The sequence below is a fragment of the Priestia endophytica DSM 13796 genome (assembly GCF_900115845.1).
GTDB lineage: Bacteria > Bacillota > Bacilli > Bacillales > Bacillaceae_H > Bacillus_I > Bacillus_I endophytica.
Genome location: NZ_FOXX01000003.1, coordinates 393882 through 419382, shown reverse-complemented (window position 1 = coordinate 419382; position 25501 = coordinate 393882). Strand labels below are relative to the sequence as shown.

Here is a 25501-nt window from a genome sequence, read left to right as displayed (position 1 = left end):
TTTTTGTTTTTTGTGTATAATCTTTTGAAAATATGAAAAACATATTGATATCCAATGATTTTTTTCGTATAATGAAATAAGAATTCACAATGTGAAACAAAAAGTTGGTTAATAAATTATAGTAATCTAGATTAAGAGATAGGCATGGAGTGTCAGAATTGAAAGCGCGTTCAGTATTTCGGACGAATATTCTTATTTATTTCATAATTGTGAATCTAGATACTTTTTGTAAAGAACAAAACGAGTAAAGAGATAGGTCAAACTATAAAAAGTATGAGAGGTATCATTTATTTTTGCTTGGAGGGAACAGCATGATTCAAAATAAAGCATTTATTGAAAAAGAAGAAGTAGTAAGCTATATCCATTTACTAATGAATAATCTTTCACAGATTAAAGATAATACTGGGGAATTTTTGCTGCATTTTGATGACGTAGTAGTAGATGACAAGAGTTGGGCAGTGTGGAATTGGCCACAAGGTGTAGGATTATATGGAATACATAAATATTCAAGACTATCAGGCGATCAAAAAGCTTTAAAGATTGTAACAGATTGGTTTAAAGATAGATTCGAAGAAGGAGTTCCGCCTAAAAATGTAAATACAATGGCTCCGCTTTTAACATTGGCCTTTTTATATGAAGAAACAAAGGATAAATCACTTATTCCCCATCTTGAAGAGTGGGCAGAATGGGTAATGCATGATATGCCACGTACAAAAGAAAACGGACTGCAACATATGACATATGGGCCGGAAAATAAAAATCAGCTATGGGATGATACGTTAATGATGACTGTATTACCATTAGCAAAGATAGGGATGCTTTTCAATAAACAGGAATATATAGAAGAAGCTAAAAAACAATTCTTAATCCACATTAAATATTTAAGTGATCGAAAAACAGGCCTATGGTTCCATGGATGGACGTTTGAAGGAAATCACAACTATGCAGAAGCCTTATGGGGAAGAGGGAACTGTTGGATTACCATTGCAATTCCGGAAATCATCGAAATATTGGAGTTAAAAGAAGGGGATTTCTTTAGAGAATTCTTGATTGATACGTTAAAGAGACAAGTAGAAACATTGACTCAGTACCAAGATGAAAGCGGTTTATGGCATACATTGATAAATGATAAAACATCTTATCTTGAAGCATCTGCCACAGCAGGGTTTACCTATGGAATTTTAAAATCTGTTCATAAAGGCTATATAAGCCAAGAATATAAGGACGTTGCTTATAAAGCAATTCAAGGAATGCTAAGAGAAGTAAGTAAAGATGGAGCTTTACAAAAAGTTTCAGTTGGAACAGGTATGGGAGATACCTTAGATTTTTATAAGGAAATCAAAATAACAACAATGCCGTATGGACAGTCACTAGCAGTTCTCTGCTTAGCTGAATTTTTACATTCCTATAGTTAATTAGAAGAGGGGCATTACGAATACTCATTAGAAGTAATACTTCATGAGTATTCGTAATTTAACTATACGAAGTCAATTTTATCATTAAATTCAAAGTAGATATTCAGTTCACATCTATATGAAAGCGCTTCTAATATATGACGGGGGAGAAAATGGGGATGGAGAAGAGAAAGATAAAACTTGTTAATTATTTAGCGTATGGATCCACCGATTTTTTAGGTGCAGGTGCTTTTGCTTTAACAGCAGCTTGGCTATTGTATTTCTATACAACATTTTGTGGGCTAACTCCAGTTCAAGCCGGATCTATTTTTGCAATTGCTCGTTTTGTCGATGCTATAGCAGCTCCGGTAATGGGCTATATAACAGACAACTTTCATAAAACTAAACTTGGGAAGAAATTTGGAAGAAGAAGATTCTTTCTATTGATTTCCATTCCTTTAGTGCTTTGTTATTCCTTAATTTGGGTCAGTGGAATGAGTTATTGGTACTACTTACTTACATATATCGCCTTTGAAATTGTGTATACAATGGTGTTAATTCCTTATGAAACATTAGCATCAGAAATGACGACAGATTTTAAAAAGCGTGCAAAGTTCACTGGTGCCAGAATGTTTACTGCTCAGCTATCAGCCGTATTTGCTGCATTTATTCCAGGAAGGCTAGTTGAAGCATTAGGAAAAGATGATCCTATGACTTTCCTTTATGCAGGAACTATTTTTACAGTCATTTTTGTTTGTGTATTAACATTTGTTTACAAATTCACATGGGAAAGACCTTTAGAAGATATATTAAATGAAGAAGTACAGGGAGAAAAAATCCCATTTTTTGAGAATGTAAAGAAGGTATATATAGATCTAATTTCAACCTTGAGAGTCAGAGTATTTAGACAACATTTAGGGATGTATTTAGGGGCTTATCTAAGCCAAGATATCTTTAATGCAGTCTTTACATATTTCATTGTTTTCTCCCTTTCACAAGATGCAGTTGCAGCCTCAAATTTAATGACAGTTATGTATCTGCTGCAAATCTTTGGGGTATGGCTGGCTATGACTATGACTCTAAAATTAAATCCAGCTCCAGCATATAGATTAGCAATTTCTCTGTTTATGATAGGTGTCATTGGATACTTAGTTGTTTATTATGCTAATCCGTCTAATTTGATGTTAATGTTGTTTATTTTGATAGGTGTAGCGGGCCTTGGAAGAGGTGGATTGAACTTTATTCCTTGGAACAACTATCCTTTCATTCCAGATGTAGATGAAGTACTTACAGGGCAAAGAAGAGAAGGAGTATTTGCAGGTATGATGACATTTATACGCAAAGCTTCTCAAGCACTTGCTGTGTTCCTTGTTAGTTTTATTCTACAAGAAGCTGGTTTTGTTTCAGGAAAAGATGTTCAATCAGCTTCAGCACTCAATGCTATCGTAGCAATTTTAACAATAGGAACTTTAATTTTTCTTGTTGGAGGTTTTTTAATCTCTTACCGTTACAAGTTAACAAAAGAGAATCATACGATCTTATTAAATGAAATTAGCAGGTTGAAAAGCGGGGGTTCTATGAGTCACGTTGATGCTACCACACGTAAAGTAGTTGAACAATTATCAGGGTGGCAGTATGAAAAGCTTTGGGGGAATAATCCAGTTGGATATAAAAATAGAGTTGCTTATAGAAGTCTTCAAGATAAAAAGAAGTCAAAAACAAGTTAAACAACCGTTTTTAATGTGAAATTCCATTATAGAAGTTTTAAATAGCCTTATTAATGATTGAAATTTCAAATATTTTAATATATAATTAGAATCGTTAATTTCCAAATAGGAAATATAATTTCTTATTTGGAAATATTGATATCCTATTTCTCTGGAGGATGACTCAAAAATGAATATATTATCTAAACTTTCTGATTGTGGAGTAGTTGCAGTTGTAAGAGGCGATTCAACAGAAGAAGCTATCCGTATTTCTGAAGCATGTATAAAAGGAGGCATAAAGGGTATCGAAGTTACCTTTACTGTTCAAGATGCAGATACCGTAATCAAAGAGCTTGTCTCTATCTATGATAACAATGACAACGTCATTATCGGTGCGGGAACAGTACTTGATGCCCAAACAGCACGTATTGCAATTTTGGCTGGGGCTGAGTTTATTGTAAGTCCAAGCTTTGATAAAGAAACGGCAAAACTATGTAACTTATATAAAATTCCTTACATGCCTGGTTGCATGACAATTACAGAAATGAAAACTGCATTAGAATATGGCGCAGACATTGTGAAATTATTCCCAGGAAGCGCCTTTGGTCCTGATTTTGTTAAAGCAGTAAAAGCACCGCTTCCTCAAGTCAATATTATGCCAACAGGAGGTGTAAACTTAGAAAATATTAAAGAATGGATTCAAAATGGTTGTACGGCTGTAGGAGTAGGAGGCAATTTGATTGCTCCAGCGAAAACAGGGGACTTTGAACAAATTACCTTACTTGCCCGTCAGTATGTAGAAAAAGTGCAAGAGGCAAGGGTGGGTTAATGATGAAAAAAGTGGTAACACTTGGTGAGATTATGCTTCGTCTTTCTACTGATACTGGAGAGCGCCTTTGGCAGTCAGATAAGTTGACAATGCACTATGGAGGCGGGGAAGCAAATGTGGGAATTTCACTTTCACATTTTGGACACGATGTTTACTTCGTTAGTAAAGTACCAGATAATGCGCTTGGCCGTGGAGTTAATCGTCATCTCCAATCTCATGGAGTTTATATGGATTATGTTCTAACAGGGGGAGAAAGGTTAGGTACTTATTATCTAGAGAGTGGTGTAGGAGAACGGAGTGCGAAGGTGATGTACGATCGAAAATACTCTAGTTTTTCTACTCTAACAATAGAAGAGTTGAATTTAGAAGAAATTTTTCATGAGGCAACACTATTTCATGTTTCAGGAATCACTTTAGCTCTGTCTCCTAGTTTACGAGAATTAACTCTTCTAGCTTTAAAGAAGGCGAAAGAAAAAGGGATCAAAACAAGCTTTGATTTTAATTATCGCGCAACTCTTTGGAGTCACAAAGAAGCATCTGAAGCCATTCAGTCTCTTTTGCCTTATGTAGATATTTGTTTTTGCGGGGAACTGGATGCTATTCATTTACTTTCAATAGAGAAAGCAGCCGAGTCTTTATCAGAAACAGAAAGGATTAAATACTATTACGATAGAATCAAAGAAATGTATCCGAATATTCAGTATACGAGTTCAACTGTCCGTCATGTTATTTCTGCTTCAGTAAATACATTACAAGGGAATTTGTATGGGGATGGAAAGTTGTATCAAAGCAAGGTTCATCACATCGACCAAATTGTTGATCGAGTTGGCGGTGGAGATGCATTTGCAGCAGGTGTACTTCATGGAATAATCAATCAATCACCTTTACAACAAATCATTTCATTTGCAACAGCTGCTTCTGTGTTAAAGCATACAGTTCATGGTGATTGTAATGCTTTTTCTGAAGAAGAGATTCTAGAATTTGTAGCTAATGAAAAAGGAAAGATTGTCCGATAAGAAGAGAATTAAAAATTTTATGACTAAAAAACGATATTAAATGATAAAGGAGAATGAATAATGGAAACTCGTTACGCTCATCATCCCGAAGATGTAAAACATCAAACAACAGAGGAATTAAGAAAGAACTTTTTAGTTGAAACTCTTTTTGAGAAAGATCGTGTTCACTTAACATACACACACAATGATCGAATGATTTTTGGCGGGGTTACTCCTGGAACAGAGGAACTAACAATTCAATTAGACAAGGAACTTGGCGTAAACTACTTTTTAGAACGTCGAGAGCTTGGCATTATTAATATTGGAGACGAAGGTACTGTTATTCTTGACGGAGTAGAATATGAAATGAAAGGCCGTGACGGTTTATATGTTGGACGCGGTACAAAAGATGTTCGATTCCGTTCAAAAGATGCTAACAAACCAGCTAAATTTTATATCAACTCAACACCAGCACATCATACTTATCCAACAGTGAAAATTGATATAAAAGAAATTGATCCGCTTCATAAAGGTGAACAAGCAACATTAAATGAGCGCAATATTTATCAATATATTCATCCAAACGTTTGTGAAAGTTGCCAACTTCAAATGGGATTAACGATGCTTTCACCAGGAAGTGTATGGAATACAATGCCTTGTCATACTCATGAGCGACGTATGGAAGTCTACTTATATTTTGATATGGAACCAGATACTCGTGTATTCCATTTTATGGGTAAACCAGATGAAACAAGACATTTGGTTATGAAAAATGAACAAGCAACCATTTCACCAAGTTGGTCTATTCATACTGGAACAGCTACAAGTAACTACACATTTATTTGGGGCATGTGTGGAGAGAATATTACTTATGATGATATGGATCATGTGGAAATGGAAGATCTAAGATAAGTTAGTTAATACCTAACTAAGAGAAAACAAATAGTATCCTAACATACGCGATACTATTTGTTTCTCTTTAATGTAAAATGTAAGTTTTTGATTTGTGAAGCTAAAAATATGAGATTGAAACATCAAGAATACATAAAATTGGGGGAGTTAAGCAATGTCGAATAATTTGAACTCATTTTCAATGGACTTCTTCCGTCTTGACGGGAAAGTGGCAATCATTACTGGTGGGAACAAAGGGCTAGGTCAAGGATGTGCGGTGGCACTTGCTAAAGCAGGCGCGGACGTGTTCATTGTAACACATGGAAAAGAGTGGGATGAAACACGAGCTCTTGTGGAGGAAGCTGGAGGAAATGTTCACTTCCATCAAGCAGATTTATCAGATCGCTCCTCTATTAAACAAGTAGTTTCAGAGTGTCTTAACGTATATAAAAAGATTGATATTTTAATTAATAATGCAGGAACAATTCGTCGTGCCCCTATCTTTCAATATAAAGAAGAAGATTGGGATGCAGTAATGGCGATTAATCAAGATGCAGTTTATTTCTTAAGTCAAGAAGTCGCAAAAGTAATGGCTGAACAACAAAGCGGTAAAATTATTAATATCGCTTCCATGCTTTCTTTCCAAGGAGGAAAATTTGTTCCTTCCTATACAGCAAGCAAACATGCTGTAACAGGTTTGACAAAATCATTTGCTAATGAGCTTGCTGAACATAACATCCAAGTGAACGCCATTGCACCTGGATATGTAGAAACAGCGAATACAGCTCCTATCCGTACAGATGAACAGCGTAACAAAGAAATTTTAAGCCGTATTCCTGCTGGACGCTGGGCAACTCCAGTAGATTTAATGGGAACAGCTGTATTCTTGGCAAGTCAAGCTTCTGACTATATGAACGGGCATATTTTAGCCGTTGATGGCGGTTGGTTAGCTCGATAACTCTATTTCTATAGAGTAGATCATTAAAAATTATATGAGCTGTATCGCATTAGTGATACAGCTTTATTATATTACATCTGATAGGATGGACACTAAAAATAAAAAGGATGATATAAATGAATCTAGGCATAAGAGGTCATGATATTGAAAAGAATGGTTTAGAGGAATTAGTAGAAGAAATTGAAAAAAAGGGGCTTACATCTGTACAGTTAGCTTTAAGTAAATCTTTAGATTATGTAAATACAGATTTAGGAAGTTTAAGCCCTGGTCTTGCTCATTATGTAGGAAGTACCTTTCAGAAACACGGTATTCAAATTGCTGTATTAGGCTGTTATATTAATATGATTCATCCTGATAAAGTGGAAAGACGAAAAGGCTTAGAAAGATTTAAAGAACATATAAGATATGCAAGAGATTTCGGATGCAGTATTGTAGGAACGGAAACTGGTAATGTAAATGCTGAAATTTTTTATACTACAGAAAACTTCAAAGAAGAACCATTCCAAGAAGTAGTCGAAAGTGTCCGTGAACTTGTAGAAGAAGCGGAAAAATTTGGCGTAATCGTAGGAATCGAAGCGGGAGTAAATCATCCTATTTATTCATCAAAAGTGATGAGAAGACTTTTAGATTGTGTGAATTCCAATAATCTACAAGTGATTTTTGATCCCGTAAATTTACTGACAATAGATAATTATAAAAAACAGGACGAGATTTTTGAAGAAGCATTTAACTTATTTGGAGATAGAATGGTCATCCTACACGCCAAAGACTTTATTATAGAGAATCAAATGTTAAAACCAGCTGCTGTTGGTAAAGGATTATTAAATTATGACCTAGTGATGAAATTAATAAAGGAGAAAAAACCGTTTATAAATATCTTAATGGAAGATACAAAAGAACCTTTTATAGATGAAAGTATTGTTTTTTTAAGAGAGAAGTATAATCAAGGTTAAGGAACAATAGGCGTAAATATTTTTTGATCTAGTTTTTATTTTCGTATTTCTAGGTAGATTTTAAAAGACTAAATAAAACTTTAAAGTGAAAATGAACTCATCAAAGGTCCTTTGTTTTGGCAAAGGACTTTTTTTATTGATGAAATCTAGATTACTTTTATCAACAATTTGAAGTATATTTGTATTAATATAGGGATCTTAATGAATTTCAAAAATTTTACTTTAGTTTATCCAAAACATTTTTACATTATCATTTTTAATTGTTAATAATAATAGGTAATCAAAACTCCAATGTAAACTCTAGAATAGTTAGAAACCCATACTTTAAAATGAGTATACAAAATGAAGAAAGATGGTAAAAAAGGAGAACTTCTATGCAGGATGAGCTTTTAAATGAGTTATTAAAGATAACAGAAGAAGAGGAAATAATCTTACAAAACAGAAGAGAGATCAAAAAAGAGCTTTATACAAATCAGTCCAATTTTATTATTGAAAGTGAAAAATTTCTCAGTAAAGATAAGATGATTATGGTCCGCCAACATACACGCTTTGTTGATTTTCCTAAACATAAACACAATTATATTGAAATCAATTATGTTTATAATGGAGAATTAAATCAAAAGGTAGGGAATCAAAAAATAAGTTTAAAACAAGGAGAGCTGTTATTTTTAAATCAGCATATTGAACATGAAATTGCCGCATGTGCAACAGAAGATATCATTATTAATTTCATTATTCAACCTCAATTTTTTGATTTCATCTTCTCTTTCTTAACAACTGAAAATAGAATTAGTAATTTTCTAATCAACAGCTTATATAATAGCACTCAAAACGGACAATTTCTCTACTTTAAAGTTTCAGAAGTGGAAAGTATTCAAGAGTTAATAAAAAAAATTATTATGGAAATTATGTCTTCTGCCTTTATGTCTGAATCAACGGTTAAATTATATATGGGTCTTTTAATCGTTGAGTTAATTAAACACGCTGATAAGGCTGAACATACAGAAGATTATCCTGTCCATCACTATTTAATCGTTGAGTCTTTAAAGTATATCGATGAAAATTTTCAAAAAGCTTCGTTATATGAGTTATCTTCTCAATTAAATCAACCCCACTATGCTTTAAGTAAAGAAATTAAAAAGGCTACAAATTATACCTTTAAAGAGTTACTTCAAGAAAAACGTTTGAGCAAATCAAGAGAGTTATTAGAAAGTACAGATATGCCAATTACGACAATAATAGATCAAGTTGGGTACGATAATGTTAGTTATTTCTATCGAATTTTTAAAAATAAATATAATCAGACACCAAAACAATTTAGAGAACATTTAGCGAAGAAATAAAGAGCTAAATGTTCTTTTTATGGAGTTTTTATCCAGGTGAACACTATCATCATAAAACGGAAACCTTTTTATATTATACGCTTTGATTCTAAAAGAACGTGTCCCATAAATTTATTTAGGATAACAGAAGACATCTATAACAATTAAAAGACGAATGTAATGTATTTTTGCAAATAAGGACAATAAATAAATAATTTTAGTCATTATTTACTCTTTCAATCTGTTTTAAGATAAGAACATAAGCAAACGCTTTCAGATGAAGGGTGATAGTAATGAAGAAATGTTGTTTAGCTGTTGATATTGGTGCATCTAGTGGTCGATTGATTGCCAGCCACCTCGAAAATGGACAATTAAAACTAAATGAAATTCATCGTTTTGAAAATAAAATTGTCCGAAAAGATGACCAATTTTGCTGGGAACTTGATCGATTATTTTTAGAAATAAAAAAAGGGATTAAAAAATGTCAAGGCAAAGGTTTGAAGCCTGAAAGTATAGGGATTGATACGTGGGCAGTTGACTTTATCCTACTGGATGAGAATGAAAAACCTTTGACTAATTCCGTTGCTTATCGGGATCCACGAACAGATGGAATGATGGATGAAGTCTTTAAAATCATAATGAAAGAACGACTATATTTAGAAACAGGTATTCAGTTTCAAAAATTTAATACGATTTATCAACTTTATTCTATTAAACAAAATAATCCAGAGATATTAGATAAGGCAGCATCTTTCCTTATGGTTCCTGACTATTTTAATTATCTACTGACAGGAAAAAAGGCAAATGAATATACAAATGCTACGTCGACTCAATTAGTTAATGCATTTACAAAGAAATGGGATGACGAAATTCTAGATCAATTAGGCATTAAAAGAGAGATCTTTCAGGAGATTCACAATCCTAAAACAGTGTTAGGAACGCTGAAAGAGGATCTCAGAGAGGAATTTGGCTTTGATATGAAAGTTATTCTGCCTGCAACACATGATACAGGCTCAGCCGTCATCTCGGTTCCAGAGCTAGACGAGACCATCTATATAAGTTCAGGGACATGGTCTTTAATCGGAGTCGAAAACTATTTTCCGATTTGTGTTACAAAGGCTCTAGATTACAATTTTACGAATGAAGGCGGTATTGATTATCGCTATCGATTCCTAAAGAACATTATGGGACTTTGGATGATACAGGAAGTAAAAAGAAATTATCAGGATCAATATTCGTTTGCCGAGTTAGTTGATTTAGCTCGCCAAGTTCAAGAATTCAAATCTACTGTTAATGTAGATGATCCAAGGTTTTTAAAGCCAGAAAATATGATTGAGGAAATTCAACGCTACTGTCAAGAGACAAATCAAGCGATACCAACTACACCTGGCGAAGTAGCCAAGTGTGTATATGATAGTTTGGTATGCAGTTATCAACAAGCTATTAATCAAATTGAAGAGATATTTGAAAGAAAATTCGAAAAGATTAATGTCATCGGTGGCGGTTGTCAAAATGAAATGTTAAATCAACTAATTGCTGATACAACAAAAAAAATAGTATACGCAGGTCCAGTAGAGGCAACGGCCATTGGAAATATTGTCTCACAATTAATGGCAGTGGGCGAAATTGAAGATATAAACGAAGCAAGAACAATTATTAAGCATTCCTTTGAAGTGAAAAAGTTTTCACCTTCAATCATTACAGCATAAGAAAGGAAGAATATAAAATGACACTTAATGAAAAGTATGAGATTGCGAAAAAGGAATATGAAAAATGGGGAATCGATGTTGATCATGTATTGGAACAGTTAAAAAATGTACCTATTTCGATTCATTGTTGGCAAGGAGATGACGTTGCTGGATTTGAGGTAAATAAAGGAGAGTTATCAGGTGGTATTGATGTAACAGGAAATTATCCAGGTAAAGCAAGAACACCTGAGGAATTAAGAGCAGACCTTGAGAAAGCGCTATCTCTAATTCCCGGAAAACACCGTGTGAACTTACATGCCATTTATGCGGAAACAAATGGAGAAGCAGTAGAAAGAGATCAATTAGAGCCGAAACACTTTGAAAACTGGGTGAAATGGGCGAAAGAACATGGCTTAGGCTTAGATTTCAATCCAACGTTATTTTCACATGAAAAAGCAGCAGATGGTTTAACATTATCACATCCTGAAGAGGAAATTAGAGAATTCTGGATTAACCATTGTATTGCTAGCCGTAAAATTGGTGAGTATTTTGGTAAAGAATTAGGCACGCCATCTTTAACAAACGTTTGGATTCCAGATGGCTATAAAGATGTTCCAAGTGATCGCCTAACGCCTCGTCAAAGACTAAAAAAATCACTAGATACGATTTTTAGCGAAGAAATAAATGAAGAATATAACCTAGATGCTGTTGAAAGTAAGTTATTTGGAATTGGCTCTGAGTCTTACGTGGTAGGGTCACATGAATTTTACTTTGGATATGCATTAAAAAATAATAAGTTATGTTTATTAGATACAGGACATTTCCATCCAACTGAAACGGTATCAAACAAAATTTCATCTATGTTACTTTATAGTGATAAACTTGCCCTACATGTATCTCGACCTGTTCGTTGGGATAGTGATCATGTTGTGACATTAGATGACGAATTACGTGAGCTTGCTCTTGAAATCGTTCGAAATGATGCATTGGATAAAGTCATGATTGGTTTGGATTTCTTTGATGCTAGTATTAACCGTGTAGCAGCATGGACAATCGGCACAAGAAATATGATTAAAGCATTACTATATGCAATGTTAGTGCCAAATGAACATTTAAAACAGTTACAGGAAGATGGAAACTTTACAGAAAGATTAGCATTAATGGAAGAATTTAAAACCTATCCTTTTGGTGCAATCTGGGATTATTACTGTGAAAAAATGGGAGTTCCAGTGAAAGAAACATGGTTAGAAGACGTGAAGCAATACGAGCAAGATGTATTAGTAAAAAGAGACTCTGTTTTAGCCTAAAATATTGATTAAAAACGATATAGTAAATTTATAAATAGGTATAGCCAGGGGGGAGGATCTAATAGATCAATTCCCCTGTTTTATATTTTAACAATTCTTTCTTATATAAATAAAGAGCAAGACTAAGCTTTTTTATATTAATAGAATAAGAACAATTTTAAAGGTGTTAGGATGATGGCATGTGGAGTATAAATCAATTCGCCCAAAAAAGATATATGAAGAAATATCAGACCTTATTCTTTCTATGATACGAGAAGGGACGTTAAAACCCGGGGATAAGCTGCTTTCTGTTCATCAGCTTGCAGAACAATTCGGAGTTGGAAGATCTGCTGTGCGTGAAGCATTAAGTGCTGTTCGTGCGATGGGATTAATTGAGATGCGACAAGGAGAAGGGACCTATGTAAAAAAATTTGATCCTTCTCATTTACTAATACCTCTACATTCTCACCTTTTATTGCAACAAGAAGATCTTGTTCACTTATTTGAAGTTCGAAAAATCGTTGAAGTGGGAGCTGTACAAGCCGCAGCTATAAAGCGTACTAAAGAAAATTTAAAGGAAATGGAACACTGGATTGACAAAGGAAAAGATGTGGCGGGTGATAAAGAAGATGAAAGTTCTATTGATTTTCACTTTCATCTAACAATTGTTAAGGCTTCTCATAATCCGATTCTATTAGAACTTATGAGCCATATCTCAAAAATAATCGAAAAAACGATTCATGAAACCTATCATTCCATTTTATATGAAGAACAAATAACCAAAAATTTATTCTATGGACATCTAGCTATTTATGAAGCTATTAAAAAACAGGATGTTGAGAGTGCAAGCAAGGCAATGATGAATCATTTAATAGAAAGTGAAAAACTACAGTCTGTTTTAAGACATCATAAAGATGAATATAGCGCGATCTGAAGAACTTTTCTAGATTGCATGTATCATTTTCATCATTACCTTTACCTTTTATCTATTAATAGTCAGATGACCAGATGAATTTAAGTATATGTTGAGAGGAGATTTAAAAATGAAAGTGAGTCTATTTATCACATGCTTAGTCGATACCTTCCAATCAAATGTTGGTAAAGCAACAGTCGAGTTACTTGAGCGTCTTGGTTGTGAAGTTTCATTCCCTACCTCACAGGTTTGTTGCGGTCAGCCTGCTTATAATAGCGGCTATGTTGCCGAAGCTAAGAAAGCCGCAAAAAATATGATTCAAACTTTTGAAGATGCGGAGTACGTAGTGACGCCTTCTGGGTCTTGTGCAACTATGTTCCATGAATATTCACATATGTTTACAGGAGATGTTCAATGGGAGGAAAGAGCTAAGCGCCTTGCCGAAAAAACATATGAACTAACTCAATTTATTGTAGACGTTTTAAAAATTACCGATGTGGGAGCACGTTTAAAAGGAAAAGCAACTTATCATACATCTTGTCATATGACACGTTTGTTAGGCGTTAAAGAAGCACCTTTTACGCTACTTTCTAATGTAAAAGAATTAGAAGTTGAGCAACTTCCGAACTCCCAAAACTGCTGTGGATTTGGTGGAACTTTCTCTGTCAAAATGATGCCAATATCTGAACAAATGGTAGACGAGAAAGTAGCGAGTGTTAGGAAAACAGGAGCGGACTATTTAATTAGTGCAGACTGTGGGTGTTTAATGAATATCGGGGGAAGAATGGAGCGTTTAGGAGAATCAGCAAAAGTATTGCATATTGCGGAGGTATTAAATAGCCGTTAAATACAAGAAGGGGGAATAAAAAATGAGCATGAAAATCAGCGATAAAAAGTTTAATGAACGTGTTAATAAAGGTATCCAAGATTCTACAATGCGTGAAGCCGTATCTACAGCTCAAGAGCGCTTGTATACACGCCGTTTGGCAGCTAGTGATGAGCTTGGAAACTGGGAAGACTGGCGTGAGCTAGGAGAGCAAATTCGTCAACACACATTGGAAAATCTAGACTATTACTTAATGCAATTAAGTGAAAGTGTTACAAAACGTGGGGGCCATATATTTTTTGCAAAAACAAAAGAAGAAGCAGCTCAATATATTAAGGAAGTAGCAGAAAAAAAGCAAGCTAAAAAAGTTGTTAAGTCTAAATCAATGGTAACGGAAGAAATTGAAATGAATAAAACACTCGAAGGTATAGGATGTGAAGTAGTAGAGAGTGACCTTGGTGAATATATCTTACAAGTTGATAATCATGAGCCACCTTCTCATATTGTAGCCCCAGCTCTTCATATGAAAAAAGAACAAATTCGAGATGTATTTCAAGAAAAATTGGGTTATAAGCAATCAGAAGACCCTTACGAAATGACAAAATTTGTTCGTGAAATCCTGCGTGAAAAATTTCTTGAAGCAGAAATTGGTGTAACAGGCTGTAACTTTGCAGTTGCAAATACCGGTTCTATTTGTCTAGTAACAAATGAAGGAAATGCAGACCTTGTTACAGCTATTCCTAAAACGCAAATTGCTGTAATGGGAATGGAGCGTCTTGTACCAACAATGGAAGAACTCGATGTACTTGTTGGATTGCTATGTCGAAGTGCAGTAGGGCAAAAGCTAACAAGCTATATTACGACAGTGGGGCCTAAATATGAGGAAGAAGCAGACGGTCCAGAAGAATTTCACCTTGTTGTAGTGGATAATGGCCGTTCTGAAATTTTAGGATCTGAGTTTCGCCAAGTTTTACAATGTATTCGTTGTGCAGCCTGTATTAACGTATGCCCAGTATATCGTCATGTAGGGGGGCATTCTTATGGCTCTATCTATCCAGGGCCGATTGGTGCAGTGTTAAGTCCATTATTAGGCGGTTATGACGATTATAAGGAGCTTCCATATGCATCGAGCCTTTGCGGGGCATGTACAGATGCTTGTCCAGTTAAAATCCCATTGCATGAACTGCTTGTAAAACATCGTCAAGTCATCGTTGAAAAAGAAGGGCGTGCTCCTCTCGCTGAGAAACTTGCCATGAAAATGTTTGGCATGGGAGCTTCATCTGCTGCTCTATACAAATTAGGAACAAAAATGGCACCTACAGCTATGAAGCCTATTGTATCAGGAGACCGAGTGTCTAAAGGAATTGGACCTTTAAAAAATTGGACAGAGATTCGTGAGTTTCCAGCTCCAAGTAAAGAACGTTTCCGGGACTGGTTTGAGGATCATAAAAAGGACGGTGAAAAATAATGAAAGGAACATCTCAAAATCAAGAAGTTTTTTTAAATCATATTGCTGAACAACTTGGGCGTGAAAGACGAAAGAGTGGGGTTACACGGCCAGATTGGAAGAATAACGTGAATTGGGAAGTAATGAAAGGAGCCACAGAAAAAGAATTAATCGCTACGTTTACAGAGCATTGCAGTAAAATTCATACTGTTGTGCTTGAAACAACAAAGGCTAACTTATCCGAAACATTAAAACAAATTGTTTCTGAGCATGGAGGTGGTCCTGTGATGACTGCTGATGATTCACGCTTTGAAGAATATGGATTAACCAATTTGCTTGAGGAACAATGGCCAAAAGAAGAAATAGAAGTAAGCGTTTGGGATTCAACTAAAGGGCGCGAAGAGAACCATGCCTTAGCTGAAAAAGCTAACTTCGGTATTGTATTCAGTGATTATGCACTTGCAGAATCAGGAACAATTGTTGTAAAAACTCATATAGGACAAGGACGTGCCCTACACTTTTTACCAACTATTTATGTGGCTATTATTCCACGCGAGACTATTGTGCCACGGATTACGCAAGCCGTTCATGATCTAAATCAACAGGTGGAAAAGGGAGAAGATATTGCTTCTTGTATTAACTTTATCTCTGGACCAAGTAATTCTGCAGATATCGAAATGAATTTGGTCGTGGGGGTGCATGGCCCCTTAAAAGCTTTTTATTTAATTGTGTAATAATAGGTTAAATACAAATAGAGATTCTAACTAGAATCTCTATTTGTATTTGTAAGGCGATAGATAAAGGGAAAATAAACGAGCAATTAAAATCAATCATGTATATAACTCGACTGAACAAATAATACATACAGAGGGATTCATAAAGGAGCGAATGTTTAAGTTAGAAAAAGGTAATGGTTTGTTTAAAGAAAGGAGACAGGCTTGCAAAGCTGTTCAATTTATAAAAAATGATAGAAGCTAAAAATCCGATGCACATCATATATATAGGAATTCAAGAAGGTGAAGAAGGGACTCTCTGTGTGAATAGAGTAGATGATAAAAAGCTCTGGGAGACTTTTTTAGATGCAGAGTAAATCAATAACCTAGAATAAAATAGCCAAGCTCCGTTTAGGGGCTTGGCTATTTTGGATTCTATTCCTTATTTAGTGTATTCTTTTAAGCACTGTATCGTTCTTCTTCAATTTCTTTTAATGATTTTCCTCTTGTTTCTGGAGCCATTACTAATCCAATGACTGCTGCAATTAGTAGGAATCCAATCATAATAGAACCTGATACTTTAAATCCTAATGTAGAAATCATAGTTGGAATCGCAAGTGAAATAATACCAACAGCTACACGTGCTGTACAAAAAAGAAATCCTTGTGCTTTTGCACGATATTTTGTATGAAATAACTCACTTGCCCATAGGCCATAGAAGGCTTGAGCACCAAAGCCTGCTGCAGTTCCCCAAAGTATGACAAATATAAGCAGTTCAGTCATTCCCATTCCACCATATGTGAGAACAGCCCAAGCGGCAATCCCCATGGCAGCTCCTACTCCATATAATATACGTCTGTTTACTTTATCCCCTAATTTAATAAAAACAAAGTATGATCCTAGAACGGTTAGAATCCATAAAAATGCTTGTAATAAATTTGCTTGTTTTGATGAAAGCCCTCCAACAGTTTCATAAATATAAGGCATGAAGTACCCCATTACACCAGCTACGAGGTTCCAGAAGCAATAGATGCCAAGCAATAAAACAATGGCATGACGATTTGCCTTGATTGTGAATAATTCTTTAATTGGGCTTTCTAGCTTTTTACCTTTTGCTTTTTGGCTTACTTCTTTTTGTTTTTCTTCTTCCCAAATTTTTGATTCATTGATTTGCTGTTGCATAATCCACGTAATTAAAGCGATTACAAATAACTGACCAAAAATAATTCTACTTCCTAATAGACCTAATGGAGCTAATGCTACAGAAAGAAGTAACGAGATAGCGGGACCAATAGACCACGCTAACTGTCCCCATCCTACACGAGATGCACGTTCATTTTCAGGTGCTTCTTCTGCTATATACGTCCAAGCAGCAGGAATGGCAGCCCCTACAGCTAATCCTGTAATGACATAGCCTATTAATAACATCGGAAAGTTAAAAGATAGAATCGTTAATAAGACACCAAACATATATACAAGTAAATCATATTTATAAATTAACTTACGACCATACTTATCAACCAGAATGCCTCCTAATAATGCTCCTGCTGCTGAAGCGAAACCATTGGCACTCAGTGCTCCTAGTAACCCTAGTTTAAAGTCATCTAGATTTAAATATTCCATCCAAAGCGTTAGCCCACCAGCAGCAGCTACAATGGATCCTGCTTCTAAATAGTTAGACATTGCTACAGTAAGAGTAGACTTTAATCCACCTTTAGTATTACTGGCCATATTCAAAACTCCCCTCAAATTCATCCAAACAATGATATAAATGTTTGGATTACTGTGATTTTCTTGCTGACTGTATCTTCTTAAAGAGTTATGCTAAGTAAAACAATTCATCTAAGTCCACAGAACGGGGACTATTATCAGAATTTGTCTCCATTAAAGGCTCCATGTAATCCCACCACTTTTTACAAATGGCGCTTTCAGCCATCTTGTTCCATTTATCTTCATCTTCAACTTCTAAATAAGCAAACAATTTTCCAGTTTCTTTTTCTAAGAAAATTGAATAGTTATGAGCGCCATGTTCTTTTAATGCTTCTACCATTTCTGGCCATATCTCATCGTGTCGACGTTTGTATTCGTCAAATTGATCTTTATAAACAAACATAATACTTGCTTTTCTAATCATTACTATCACCTCAAATAATTTATATCGCTATTAAGATAGCGCTTACAACGAATATGTGTTATGACATGGATATTTTCAAAATCATACTTATTAAATTGAGCTAGGGATAGGGCTTTGAATTCGGTTACAAATCCAAGGGTTCTTAATACCTTACTTACTAGTTTTTACTTGTTTAAAAATAATTTTCTACCTAATAGGAATAAATGGACTCAAAGTATAAATTGTCACTCTCCTTAAGAAAAATCTTTAAATAGTTTGTTTATAGTATACATATTAACACAAAAACAAAATGAAACAACAATTATTTTTGTTTTATTTTTGTTTTTTGTTAAAAATTGTTTGTTTATAAAGAAGGCAAACTTACTTATGGATAAGTTTGCCGAATAAAATAGCTTATAGAATTTTACTTAACTGTGTACAGTAGCTTCTTTAAAAAAGTAAGAAGCAGACTCATTACCCCAATTTACGGCTGTTACAGCTATATTTTTCTCCGTAAGTATTTCTTTTAAAGTGTTGTCTAATTTGGCATCTACAATAATTTGATTAATATTGTGTAAGGAAGTAATATGAGAAAAATCTCGATGTCCAAACTTACTTGAATCAACCATCAGTATTGTCTCAGCTGATCTTTCAATCATTTTCCTTTTTAATAATGCTTGCCATTCATTTGAATCGCTTAACCCATTCTTTAAATCAAGTCCCTTACAAGAAAGAAAAGTTTTGTCAACGTGATAATTATCAAGGGAACGTTCTGCTAAAGGTCCAACGTAAGATAATGATTTAGGAAGCAGTATGCCTCCTGTTGATATAACTTCAATTTTTTCTTTTTTACTAAGTTCCATTGCTACTTTAATCGAATTTGTAATAACGGTAAGTGGGAAATCAGGAAGGGATCTTGCCATATACCATGCAGTAGTGCTAGCGTCAAGGATAATCCGATCTCCACTTTTTACTTGATTAACAGCTTCACGGGCAATTATTTTCTTTTCTATTACATTTATGATTTCTCGTTCAGAAAAATCCACTTCTAGATTTTTTTCCTGAATACTGAGAGCCCCTCCATGACTTCGTCGCAACTGCTTTTCTTTTTCAAGCTTCTCAAGATCACGTCGAATTGTTTCTTCTGTTACGGAAAATATTTCACTTAGTTCAGAAACACGGATGGTCGTTCGTAAGTTTACTAAGTCCACTATCTTTTTTTGTCTTTCAGCTACTAGCATTTCTAACTTCCCTTCTTTTTTACAGTTTTAAAAAATCATGAATATTAAATCAGAAACAAATATATTGATTGTTTTTTGTTTGTTTTTGTTTCATCATATCATATTTCTTAAACGGAGAGAGATTCCCTATAATTAAAAGTATTTTTTCTTATATAAAACAGATTAATTACTACTATTATTTATTAACCAGCTAATATTACAAGTTGGAATACTCTATAAATAAATGTTTAGTATATAAAAAACAAAGATGAAATGATGCTTAAAAAATAAAAAAACAAAACAAAACAAAAAAATATTGTTTATTTATGTTGACTTTTTTCTTTGGAAAACATATCATGGTTTTGTAAATACTTTGATTCAAATATCTAAAGTAGTAGTTATTATATATAAACCCCAGAATTAAAAAGCTATTTATAATATCTCTTAAAGAGAATAAAAGGAGAGATGATGAAGTGAAAGAGGTTATGACAAAGAAAGACATATTAAAAGCTCCTTTCCTCCAAGAAATGATGAAAACTACCGCAAATCTTTACCGATTAGGGTGGGATGAACGTAATGGGGGAAATATTAGTTATCTATTGGAAGAAGAGGAAGTAGCTACGTATTTAAACATTAATGATATTAAGCGTACAGTATCAATGATCTTTGATGGTTCTCCTTTAGCTGGAAAGTATTTTATTGTAACTGGTTCAGGTAAATACTTCAAAAATGTAATCGATAACCCAGCTGAAAATCTTGGTATCATTCGTATAACTGAGGATGGGAGATCCCTTGATATTCTATGGGGATTAGAAGACGGGGGAGTACCAACAAGTGAACTTCCTTCCCATTTAATGAGCCATATTGAACGATTGAAAGTGGATCCAGATCATCGTGTTATTATGCATTGCCATGCAACTAACCTTATTGGAATGACTTTCACTCATAGCTTAGATGAGAATGCCTTTACGAAAACATTATGGCAAATGTGCACAGAATGTATTGTTGTATTTCCAGAAGGAATTGGTATTATTCCATGGATGGTTCCAGGAACTGATTCAATCGGGGAAGCAACTGCAGAAAAAATGAAAGATGTTCGTTCTGTTATCTGGCCTCATCATGGGGTATTTGGAGCCGGAACTACGATGGATGAAACATTTGGTTTAATTGAAACAGCTGAAAAAGCTGCAGAGGTATATACAATCGTATGTGCACAAGGCGGAGTTAAGCAAACGATTACAGATCAACAGCTTCAAGACCTAGCAGATGCATTTAATGTTGTGCCAAAACAGGGAATTTTAAACTTATAAAAATAAACGTAGATAAAATTCACAATTAATAGGGGGACTTGGGAAATGAGCACACAAACAGATGTCAAACAATATCAAATGTATATCAATGGAGAGTTCACGAATTCTAGTTCCAATGAATTCATCCAAGTAATAAATCCAGCAACAGAAGAAATTATTTCAGAAGTACCAAGCTGCACAATAGAAGAAGTTAAAGAAGCTATCAATTTTGCAGAAGAAGCACAAAAAGAGTGGAAGAAAAAACCTGCTGCTGAAAGAGCAAAATATTTCACTCGTTTAGCTGAAGAAATTCGAAATAATAAAGATCATCTAGCACGTGTTATTTCAGAAGAACAAGGAAAAGTACTTGCTCTCTCTACTACAGAAGTTGAATTTACAGCTGACTATATTGATTACATGGCAGGATCAGCAAGAACTTACGAAGGAGAAATTCTTCAAAGTGACAGACCAAATGAAAACATTATGATTTTTAAGGAACCAATTGGTGTTGTAGCTGGATTTTTACCATGGAATTTCCCATTCTTTCTTGTAGCTAGAAAAGTTGCTCCTGCATTAGTGACAGGTAATACAATTGTCATTAAACCTAGCAGTGATACGCCAAATAATGCGATTGAGTTTGCGAAATTAGTGGAAAAAGTAGGCATTCCAAAAGGTGTATTTAACCTTGTAACAGGACGAGGTGGCACAGTCGGCAATGAACTTGCTTCAAATGAAAAAATTGGTTTAGTAAGCTTAACAGGTAGCGTAAATGCGGGTGTAAGTGTTATGGAAGCAGCTGCTAAAAACGTAACAAAAGTAAGTCTAGAGCTTGGTGGAAAAGCACCAGCTATTGTAGCAGAGGATGCAGACATCGATTTAGCAGTTAAGGCGATTGTGGACTCACGTATTATTAATACAGGGCAAGTGTGTAACTGTGCTGAACGTGTATATGTTCATGAAAATATCGCGGATACATTTATTGAAAAAATCGTTGCGGCAATGAAAAAGGTGAAATTCGGTAATCCACTTGAAGATAAAGACTTAGATATGGGGCCACTTACGAACAAACAAGCAGTAGAGTCTGTTGACTCAATGGTGAAAAAAGCAGTGGAAGAAGGGGCTCAAGTATTAACAGGTGGAAAACGCGGGGATGCAAAAGTCGGCTATTATTATGAACCAACTGTTCTTGTGAACGTAAAGCAAGATTCACAAATCGTACAAGAAGAAGTATTTGGACCTGTTCTTCCAATTCTGACATTTAAAGATCTAGACGAAGCGATTGAACTTGCAAATGACTGCCAGTATGGCTTAACATCTTCTATTTTTACACAGAATCTAGATACAGCAATGCGCGCTGCAAATGAATTACTATTTGGTGAAACATATATCAACCGTGAAAACTTTGAAGCTATTCAGGGCTTCCATGCAGGTCGTAAAAAATCTGGAATTGGTGGAGCCGATGGTAAGCATGGTTTAGAAGAATTTTTACAAACTCATGTTGTTTATCTTCAACATAATCCAAATAAAAAGTAATATAAGAGAAATATAATTTAATATTGAGAGCAATATTAATAACTTGCAACATATTTTAGGACTAATTCACAAATCTGTGAATTAGTCCTTTTTTTCATGTGGATGATTTTAATGGAGAATCCTTTTAATCAGAAAATGGCAGTAACCTTCCCCTAAATATAGGTTGAATAACCTGCTTTGTTTCGATGACATTAGATACAAAGAAGAAAAAAGCCCAGAGGAAACTTCTATTGAAGCTTCTTCTGGGCCTATTTTAGTTTTCTTACTGACTGATATCCTATATTAAAGTTTTTAAATCTTCTTTTGTAAAGGCCGTTAGCTCTTCCGTTTTACCGTCACGAATTTTAGTTACCCATGCAGGGTCATTCAGTAGTGCTCGACCAATTGCTACAAGGTCAAACTCTTCGTCTTCTAGACGTTGAACTAATTCATCAATACTTGCAGGTTGACTTCCTTGGCCTTTTGTAAGTAGATCCATAAATTCAGAATCTAATCCAACAGAGCCAACTGTAATAGCAGGTTTGCCCGTTAGTTTACGAGTCCAGCCTGCCAAGTTAAGGTCAGAGCCTTCAAATTCTGGTTCCCAAAATCGACGAGTTGACGCATGGAAAATATCAACGCCAGCTTCCACAAGTGGTGTGAGAAAACGTTTTAGTTCGTCAGGGTTTTTTGCTAGTTTGAAATTGTAGTCGTTAGCTTTCCATTGAGAAAATCTAAAAATGATAGGGAAGTCAGGACCAACAGCCTCACGTACGGCTTTAATAACTTCTACTCCAAAGCGAGTGCGTTGAACTAAATCCCCGCCATATTCATCATTACGTTTATTAAAGGAATCGGCGAAGAATTGGTCAATTAGGTAGCCATGAGCTCCGTGAATTTCAACTGCGTCAAAACCAATTTTTTTAGCATTAGCAGCAGCTTGCCCATAAGCATTCACAATGTCCTTAATTTCTTGCACACTAAGCGGTTCAGATACTTGTTCACCACTAAAGTTGATGCCTGAAGGTCCAACAGGAGTGGCATCTGAATCAGGGAAATGCTCTTTTTGACGAGCCATTCCTGTATGCCAAATCTGTGGAGCAATTTTTCCGCCAGCTTCATGCACTTCTTGAACGACACGTGCCCAACCGTTTAACGCTTCTTCTCCGTAAAAATGGGGAACATCATGTTCCGCTCCTGCAGCAGGATGTTCAATAAGTACTCCTTCAGTAATAATTAATCCAACTTCATTTTCTGCTCTGCGACGGTAGTAAGAGGCAACATCAGATCCTGGAATTCCGTTTGGTGAAAAACTACGAGTCATAGGTGCCATTACGATACGGTTTTTAAGTTTTAGATTTTCAAGTTCAAAAGGCTTAAACAAAGGTTCAATAGATTTTTGCGAATTCATAATTTTTCTACTTCCTTTACTTGTTAATTTAAGTTTGCGTTTTTTTGAAAAAATTCATTTGTTGGTAGAAAATCAATATTACGATTTAGTACATAAGTAATTTATTGCATGCGCACGCATATAAATTATCATCCCTTTAGTTATCCTGTCAAATAATATGTTTAGTGTCTAATTTTACTATTTAATATGCCTCGTATTTAAACATACTTAGTGTATTGGAGTATAAATTATCACTATATATCTTTCTTTGTCAACATATATACTCTTAACCAGGACGGTAGAGTAGATGAACAATCTATACTTGAGCAGTTGTGAATACGTATATGGAGTGAAAAAGCCGATTCCGTAATAGAGGAATCGGCTTTTTATTTATGCAGGTCAAATATTAATCAACCCACTGAACAACTTCATCTTGGCTCTGTCTAGATTTTTCGCGGTGTGGTTCTTCAGCTCTGTATCCGAATGCTGCCATAACGGATACACCAAAGTTTTCACGATCTAGCAAGCCTTCATTCTCTAAGACTTCATTTACTTTTTCCATATGGAAGCCTTCAATTGGACAAGAATCAATTCCAATTAATGCTGCAGCTGTTAACATATTACCGAGTGCAATGTATGTTTGTTTGCTAGCCCAGTCAAACAGCGCTCGTTCACTTTCGTATAGGTTAAGGTTAACACCCTGGAAGTGTTGATAAGCTTTGACCATTTGCTCCATCTTATCCTGAGGAACTTTTTTCACATTTTTTAAAATATGTTGCCCATAATCTGACTCAGGAGTGGCATTTTTGCGTGCAAGAATAATAACGAAGTGACTAGCTGTTGGAAACTGACCTTGAGCTCCGGAGCTTACTTCACGTAATTTTTCACGAATTTCGCGATTTTGAACGACTAAAAATCTCCATGGCTCATATCCAATTGAACTTGGTGATAAGCGGCCAGCTTCTAGAATGATATTAAAGTCTTCTTCTGAAATTTTTTTCGTTGGATCGAATGCTTTTGTCGCATGACGAAAGCTAAAGGCATCCATAAGGTCTTGTTTTTTTGTTGTATCATTAATCATAATAAATCCACCTTTCTTAGCTTTTTCATACATCATCCCATAAGTAAAAAACATAACTAACAGTAATCTTCAATACGTGTATATTGTAATGGACTAAACCATTTTAGTAAAATAAATACAACTGGATAAAGGTTTTAGAAAAAAGGAATGAATAAGAGAAGTCAAGCTACAAAACCTTACAAGCTAATGTTCGGCGGGATTCTGGAGCTATGTGAAATGGCTTAATAATTAAGAAGATAGCTTTGGAAGAGCAAGGAAATTGTTAGTATGACCTAACCTTTAAGAAAACTAAATCTGTTATGAAAATAGTGGTGATAATGATGGGGAAAAAAGTAGACAAAACAAACGTCATGCGGATTCTTGATCAGAAAAAGATTTCGTATCGCGATTATTCTTTCGATAGTACAAAGCTTCAAGGAATTGAAGTTGCCAACTATTTTAAAGAAAATTCTGAACAGGTATTTAAAACGCTCGTTACAGTAGGGAAATCAAAAGAACATTATGTCTTTATGGTTCCAATTGCAAAAGAGCTAGATTTAAAAAAAGGGGCAAAAGCAGTAGGAGAGAAGTCAATTGAGATGATTCTGCAAAAAGACCTTCTACCTCTTACAGGATATGTACATGGAGGCTGTTCCCCTATAGGAATGAAAAAACAGTTTAAAACGTTTATCGATGCCACGGCGAAAAACTTTAATACCATTTATTTTTCTGGTGGACGTGTAGGACATCAAGTCCAAGTATCACCAAGTGATCTGCAAAAAGTAATCAGAATTACTTTTGCGTCAATTACAAAAGATACGTGAAACTAGGACAAGCTAAGTGGAATGATAAAAATTATACAAGCTGATTATTTAAAAAATCGTACGTAGTGTCTTTAGTAGTTCGATTTTTGCGGAAGTCTAAGTGTAATGAAAGTTCGGAATGTGTACCTTTTAACAGAAGGTTGCTTGTGAATAAAACAAAACTATTCCCGTT

General features: G+C 34.9%; 22 protein-coding genes. 17 read left to right on the top strand and 5 right to left on the bottom strand.

Annotated features, from left to right (window positions below; all coding sequences use genetic code 11):
* The first annotated feature begins 311 nt into the window (after positions 1 to 311).
* From bglB to BM012_RS08780, 14 genes are all read left to right on the top strand, one after another.
* Positions 312 to 1415, top strand: a complete 1104-nt coding sequence (gene bglB / locus BM012_RS08845; RefSeq protein ID WP_061804985.1) for a beta-galactosidase BglB — start codon at positions 312 to 314, stop codon at positions 1413 to 1415.
* 158 nt (positions 1416 to 1573) lie between these two features.
* Entirely contained in the window at positions 1574 to 3121 is a 1548-nt protein-coding gene (locus tag BM012_RS08840; protein ID WP_061804986.1) for an MFS transporter, read from the top strand.
* Between the two features lie 169 nt (positions 3122 to 3290).
* Complete coding sequence (locus BM012_RS08835; RefSeq protein ID WP_061804987.1) at positions 3291 to 3929, top strand: bifunctional 4-hydroxy-2-oxoglutarate aldolase/2-dehydro-3-deoxy-phosphogluconate aldolase; 639 nt, start codon at positions 3291 to 3293, stop codon at positions 3927 to 3929.
* Between the two features lie 2 nt (positions 3930 to 3931).
* Positions 3932 to 4945, top strand: coding sequence for a sugar kinase (locus BM012_RS08830; protein ID WP_061804988.1), 1014 nt, complete (start codon positions 3932 to 3934; stop codon positions 4943 to 4945).
* A 60-nt stretch (positions 4946 to 5005) separates the two neighbouring features.
* The gene (gene kduI, locus BM012_RS08825) at positions 5006 to 5836 is read left to right on the top strand and encodes a 5-dehydro-4-deoxy-D-glucuronate isomerase (protein WP_061804989.1); all 831 of its coding nucleotides are present in this window, start codon (positions 5006 to 5008) and stop codon (positions 5834 to 5836) included.
* Positions 5837 to 5990: 154 nt separating this feature from the next.
* The gene (gene kduD, locus BM012_RS08820; protein ID WP_061804990.1) at positions 5991 to 6773 is read left to right on the top strand and encodes a 2-dehydro-3-deoxy-D-gluconate 5-dehydrogenase KduD; all 783 of its coding nucleotides are present in this window, start codon (positions 5991 to 5993) and stop codon (positions 6771 to 6773) included.
* A gap of 116 nt (positions 6774 to 6889) precedes the next feature.
* The gene (locus BM012_RS08815; protein WP_061804991.1) at positions 6890 to 7726 is read left to right on the top strand and encodes a sugar phosphate isomerase/epimerase family protein; all 837 of its coding nucleotides are present in this window, start codon (positions 6890 to 6892) and stop codon (positions 7724 to 7726) included.
* A gap of 374 nt (positions 7727 to 8100) precedes the next feature.
* Entirely contained in the window at positions 8101 to 9069 is a 969-nt protein-coding gene (locus BM012_RS08810) for an AraC family transcriptional regulator (RefSeq protein ID WP_061804992.1), read from the top strand.
* Between the two features lie 272 nt (positions 9070 to 9341).
* Positions 9342 to 10757 carry a rhamnulokinase gene (gene rhaB, locus BM012_RS08805; protein WP_061804993.1) on the top strand — a complete coding sequence of 472 codons (1416 nt, stop codon included), beginning with the start codon at positions 9342 to 9344 and terminating at the stop codon, positions 10755 to 10757.
* Between the two features lie 17 nt (positions 10758 to 10774).
* The gene (gene rhaA, locus BM012_RS08800; protein ID WP_061804994.1) at positions 10775 to 12043 is read left to right on the top strand and encodes an L-rhamnose isomerase; all 1269 of its coding nucleotides are present in this window, start codon (positions 10775 to 10777) and stop codon (positions 12041 to 12043) included.
* Positions 12044 to 12266: 223 nt separating this feature from the next.
* Positions 12267 to 12956 (top strand): FadR/GntR family transcriptional regulator, encoded by a 690-nt coding sequence (locus tag BM012_RS08795; RefSeq protein ID WP_268801487.1) that lies wholly within the window; start codon positions 12267 to 12269, stop codon positions 12954 to 12956.
* A 109-nt stretch (positions 12957 to 13065) separates the two neighbouring features.
* A complete protein-coding gene (locus BM012_RS08790) occupies positions 13066 to 13782 on the top strand; it encodes a (Fe-S)-binding protein (protein WP_061804995.1) in 717 nt (238 codons plus the stop codon).
* Between the two features lie 22 nt (positions 13783 to 13804).
* A complete protein-coding gene (locus BM012_RS08785) occupies positions 13805 to 15229 on the top strand; it encodes a LutB/LldF family L-lactate oxidation iron-sulfur protein (protein WP_061804996.1) in 1425 nt (474 codons plus the stop codon).
* Positions 15229 to 15942 (top strand): LutC/YkgG family protein, encoded by a 714-nt coding sequence (locus BM012_RS08780; RefSeq protein ID WP_061804997.1) that lies wholly within the window; start codon positions 15229 to 15231, stop codon positions 15940 to 15942. Before BM012_RS08785 ends, BM012_RS08780 begins: the two co-directional genes overlap by 1 nt.
* 438 nt (positions 15943 to 16380) lie before the next feature.
* Here BM012_RS08780 and BM012_RS08775 read toward each other — a convergent pair whose 3' ends face one another.
* The 3 genes from BM012_RS08775 to BM012_RS08765 all read right to left on the bottom strand — a co-directional run bounded on the left by BM012_RS08775 (position 16381) and on the right by BM012_RS08765 (position 19275).
* Positions 16381 to 17652, bottom strand: coding sequence for an MFS transporter (locus tag BM012_RS08775; RefSeq protein WP_061804998.1), 1272 nt, complete (start codon positions 17650 to 17652; stop codon positions 16381 to 16383).
* An 88-nt stretch (positions 17653 to 17740) separates the two neighbouring features.
* A complete protein-coding gene (gene rhaM, locus BM012_RS08770; protein ID WP_061804999.1) occupies positions 17741 to 18055 on the bottom strand; it encodes an L-rhamnose mutarotase in 315 nt (104 codons plus the stop codon).
* A gap of 407 nt (positions 18056 to 18462) precedes the next feature.
* Positions 18463 to 19275: a DeoR/GlpR family DNA-binding transcription regulator gene (locus tag BM012_RS08765; RefSeq protein WP_061805000.1), complete on the bottom strand. Its 813-nt coding sequence runs from the start codon at positions 19273 to 19275 to the stop codon at positions 18463 to 18465.
* Positions 19276 to 19739: 464 nt separating this feature from the next.
* Between BM012_RS08765 and rhaD the strand changes: the two genes are divergently transcribed.
* Complete coding sequence (rhaD, locus tag BM012_RS08760; protein ID WP_061805225.1) at positions 19740 to 20564, top strand: rhamnulose-1-phosphate aldolase; 825 nt, start codon at positions 19740 to 19742, stop codon at positions 20562 to 20564.
* 45 nt (positions 20565 to 20609) lie between these two features.
* The gene (gene aldA / locus BM012_RS08755) at positions 20610 to 22076 is read left to right on the top strand and encodes an aldehyde dehydrogenase (RefSeq protein WP_061805001.1); all 1467 of its coding nucleotides are present in this window, start codon (positions 20610 to 20612) and stop codon (positions 22074 to 22076) included.
* A 277-nt stretch (positions 22077 to 22353) separates the two neighbouring features.
* Here aldA and BM012_RS08750 read toward each other — a convergent pair whose 3' ends face one another.
* Both BM012_RS08750 and BM012_RS08745 read right to left on the bottom strand, forming a co-directional pair.
* Positions 22354 to 23466: an NADH:flavin oxidoreductase gene (locus BM012_RS08750; RefSeq protein ID WP_061805002.1), complete on the bottom strand. Its 1113-nt coding sequence runs from the start codon at positions 23464 to 23466 to the stop codon at positions 22354 to 22356.
* 385 nt (positions 23467 to 23851) lie between these two features.
* Positions 23852 to 24526 (bottom strand): NAD(P)H-dependent oxidoreductase, encoded by a 675-nt coding sequence (locus BM012_RS08745; RefSeq protein ID WP_061805003.1) that lies wholly within the window; start codon positions 24524 to 24526, stop codon positions 23852 to 23854.
* A gap of 320 nt (positions 24527 to 24846) precedes the next feature.
* Here BM012_RS08745 and ybaK point away from each other — a divergent pair, with 320 nt between their 5' ends.
* A complete protein-coding gene (ybaK, locus tag BM012_RS08740) occupies positions 24847 to 25329 on the top strand; it encodes a Cys-tRNA(Pro) deacylase (RefSeq protein WP_061805004.1) in 483 nt (160 codons plus the stop codon).
* The last annotated feature ends 172 nt before the right edge of the window (positions 25330 to 25501 follow it).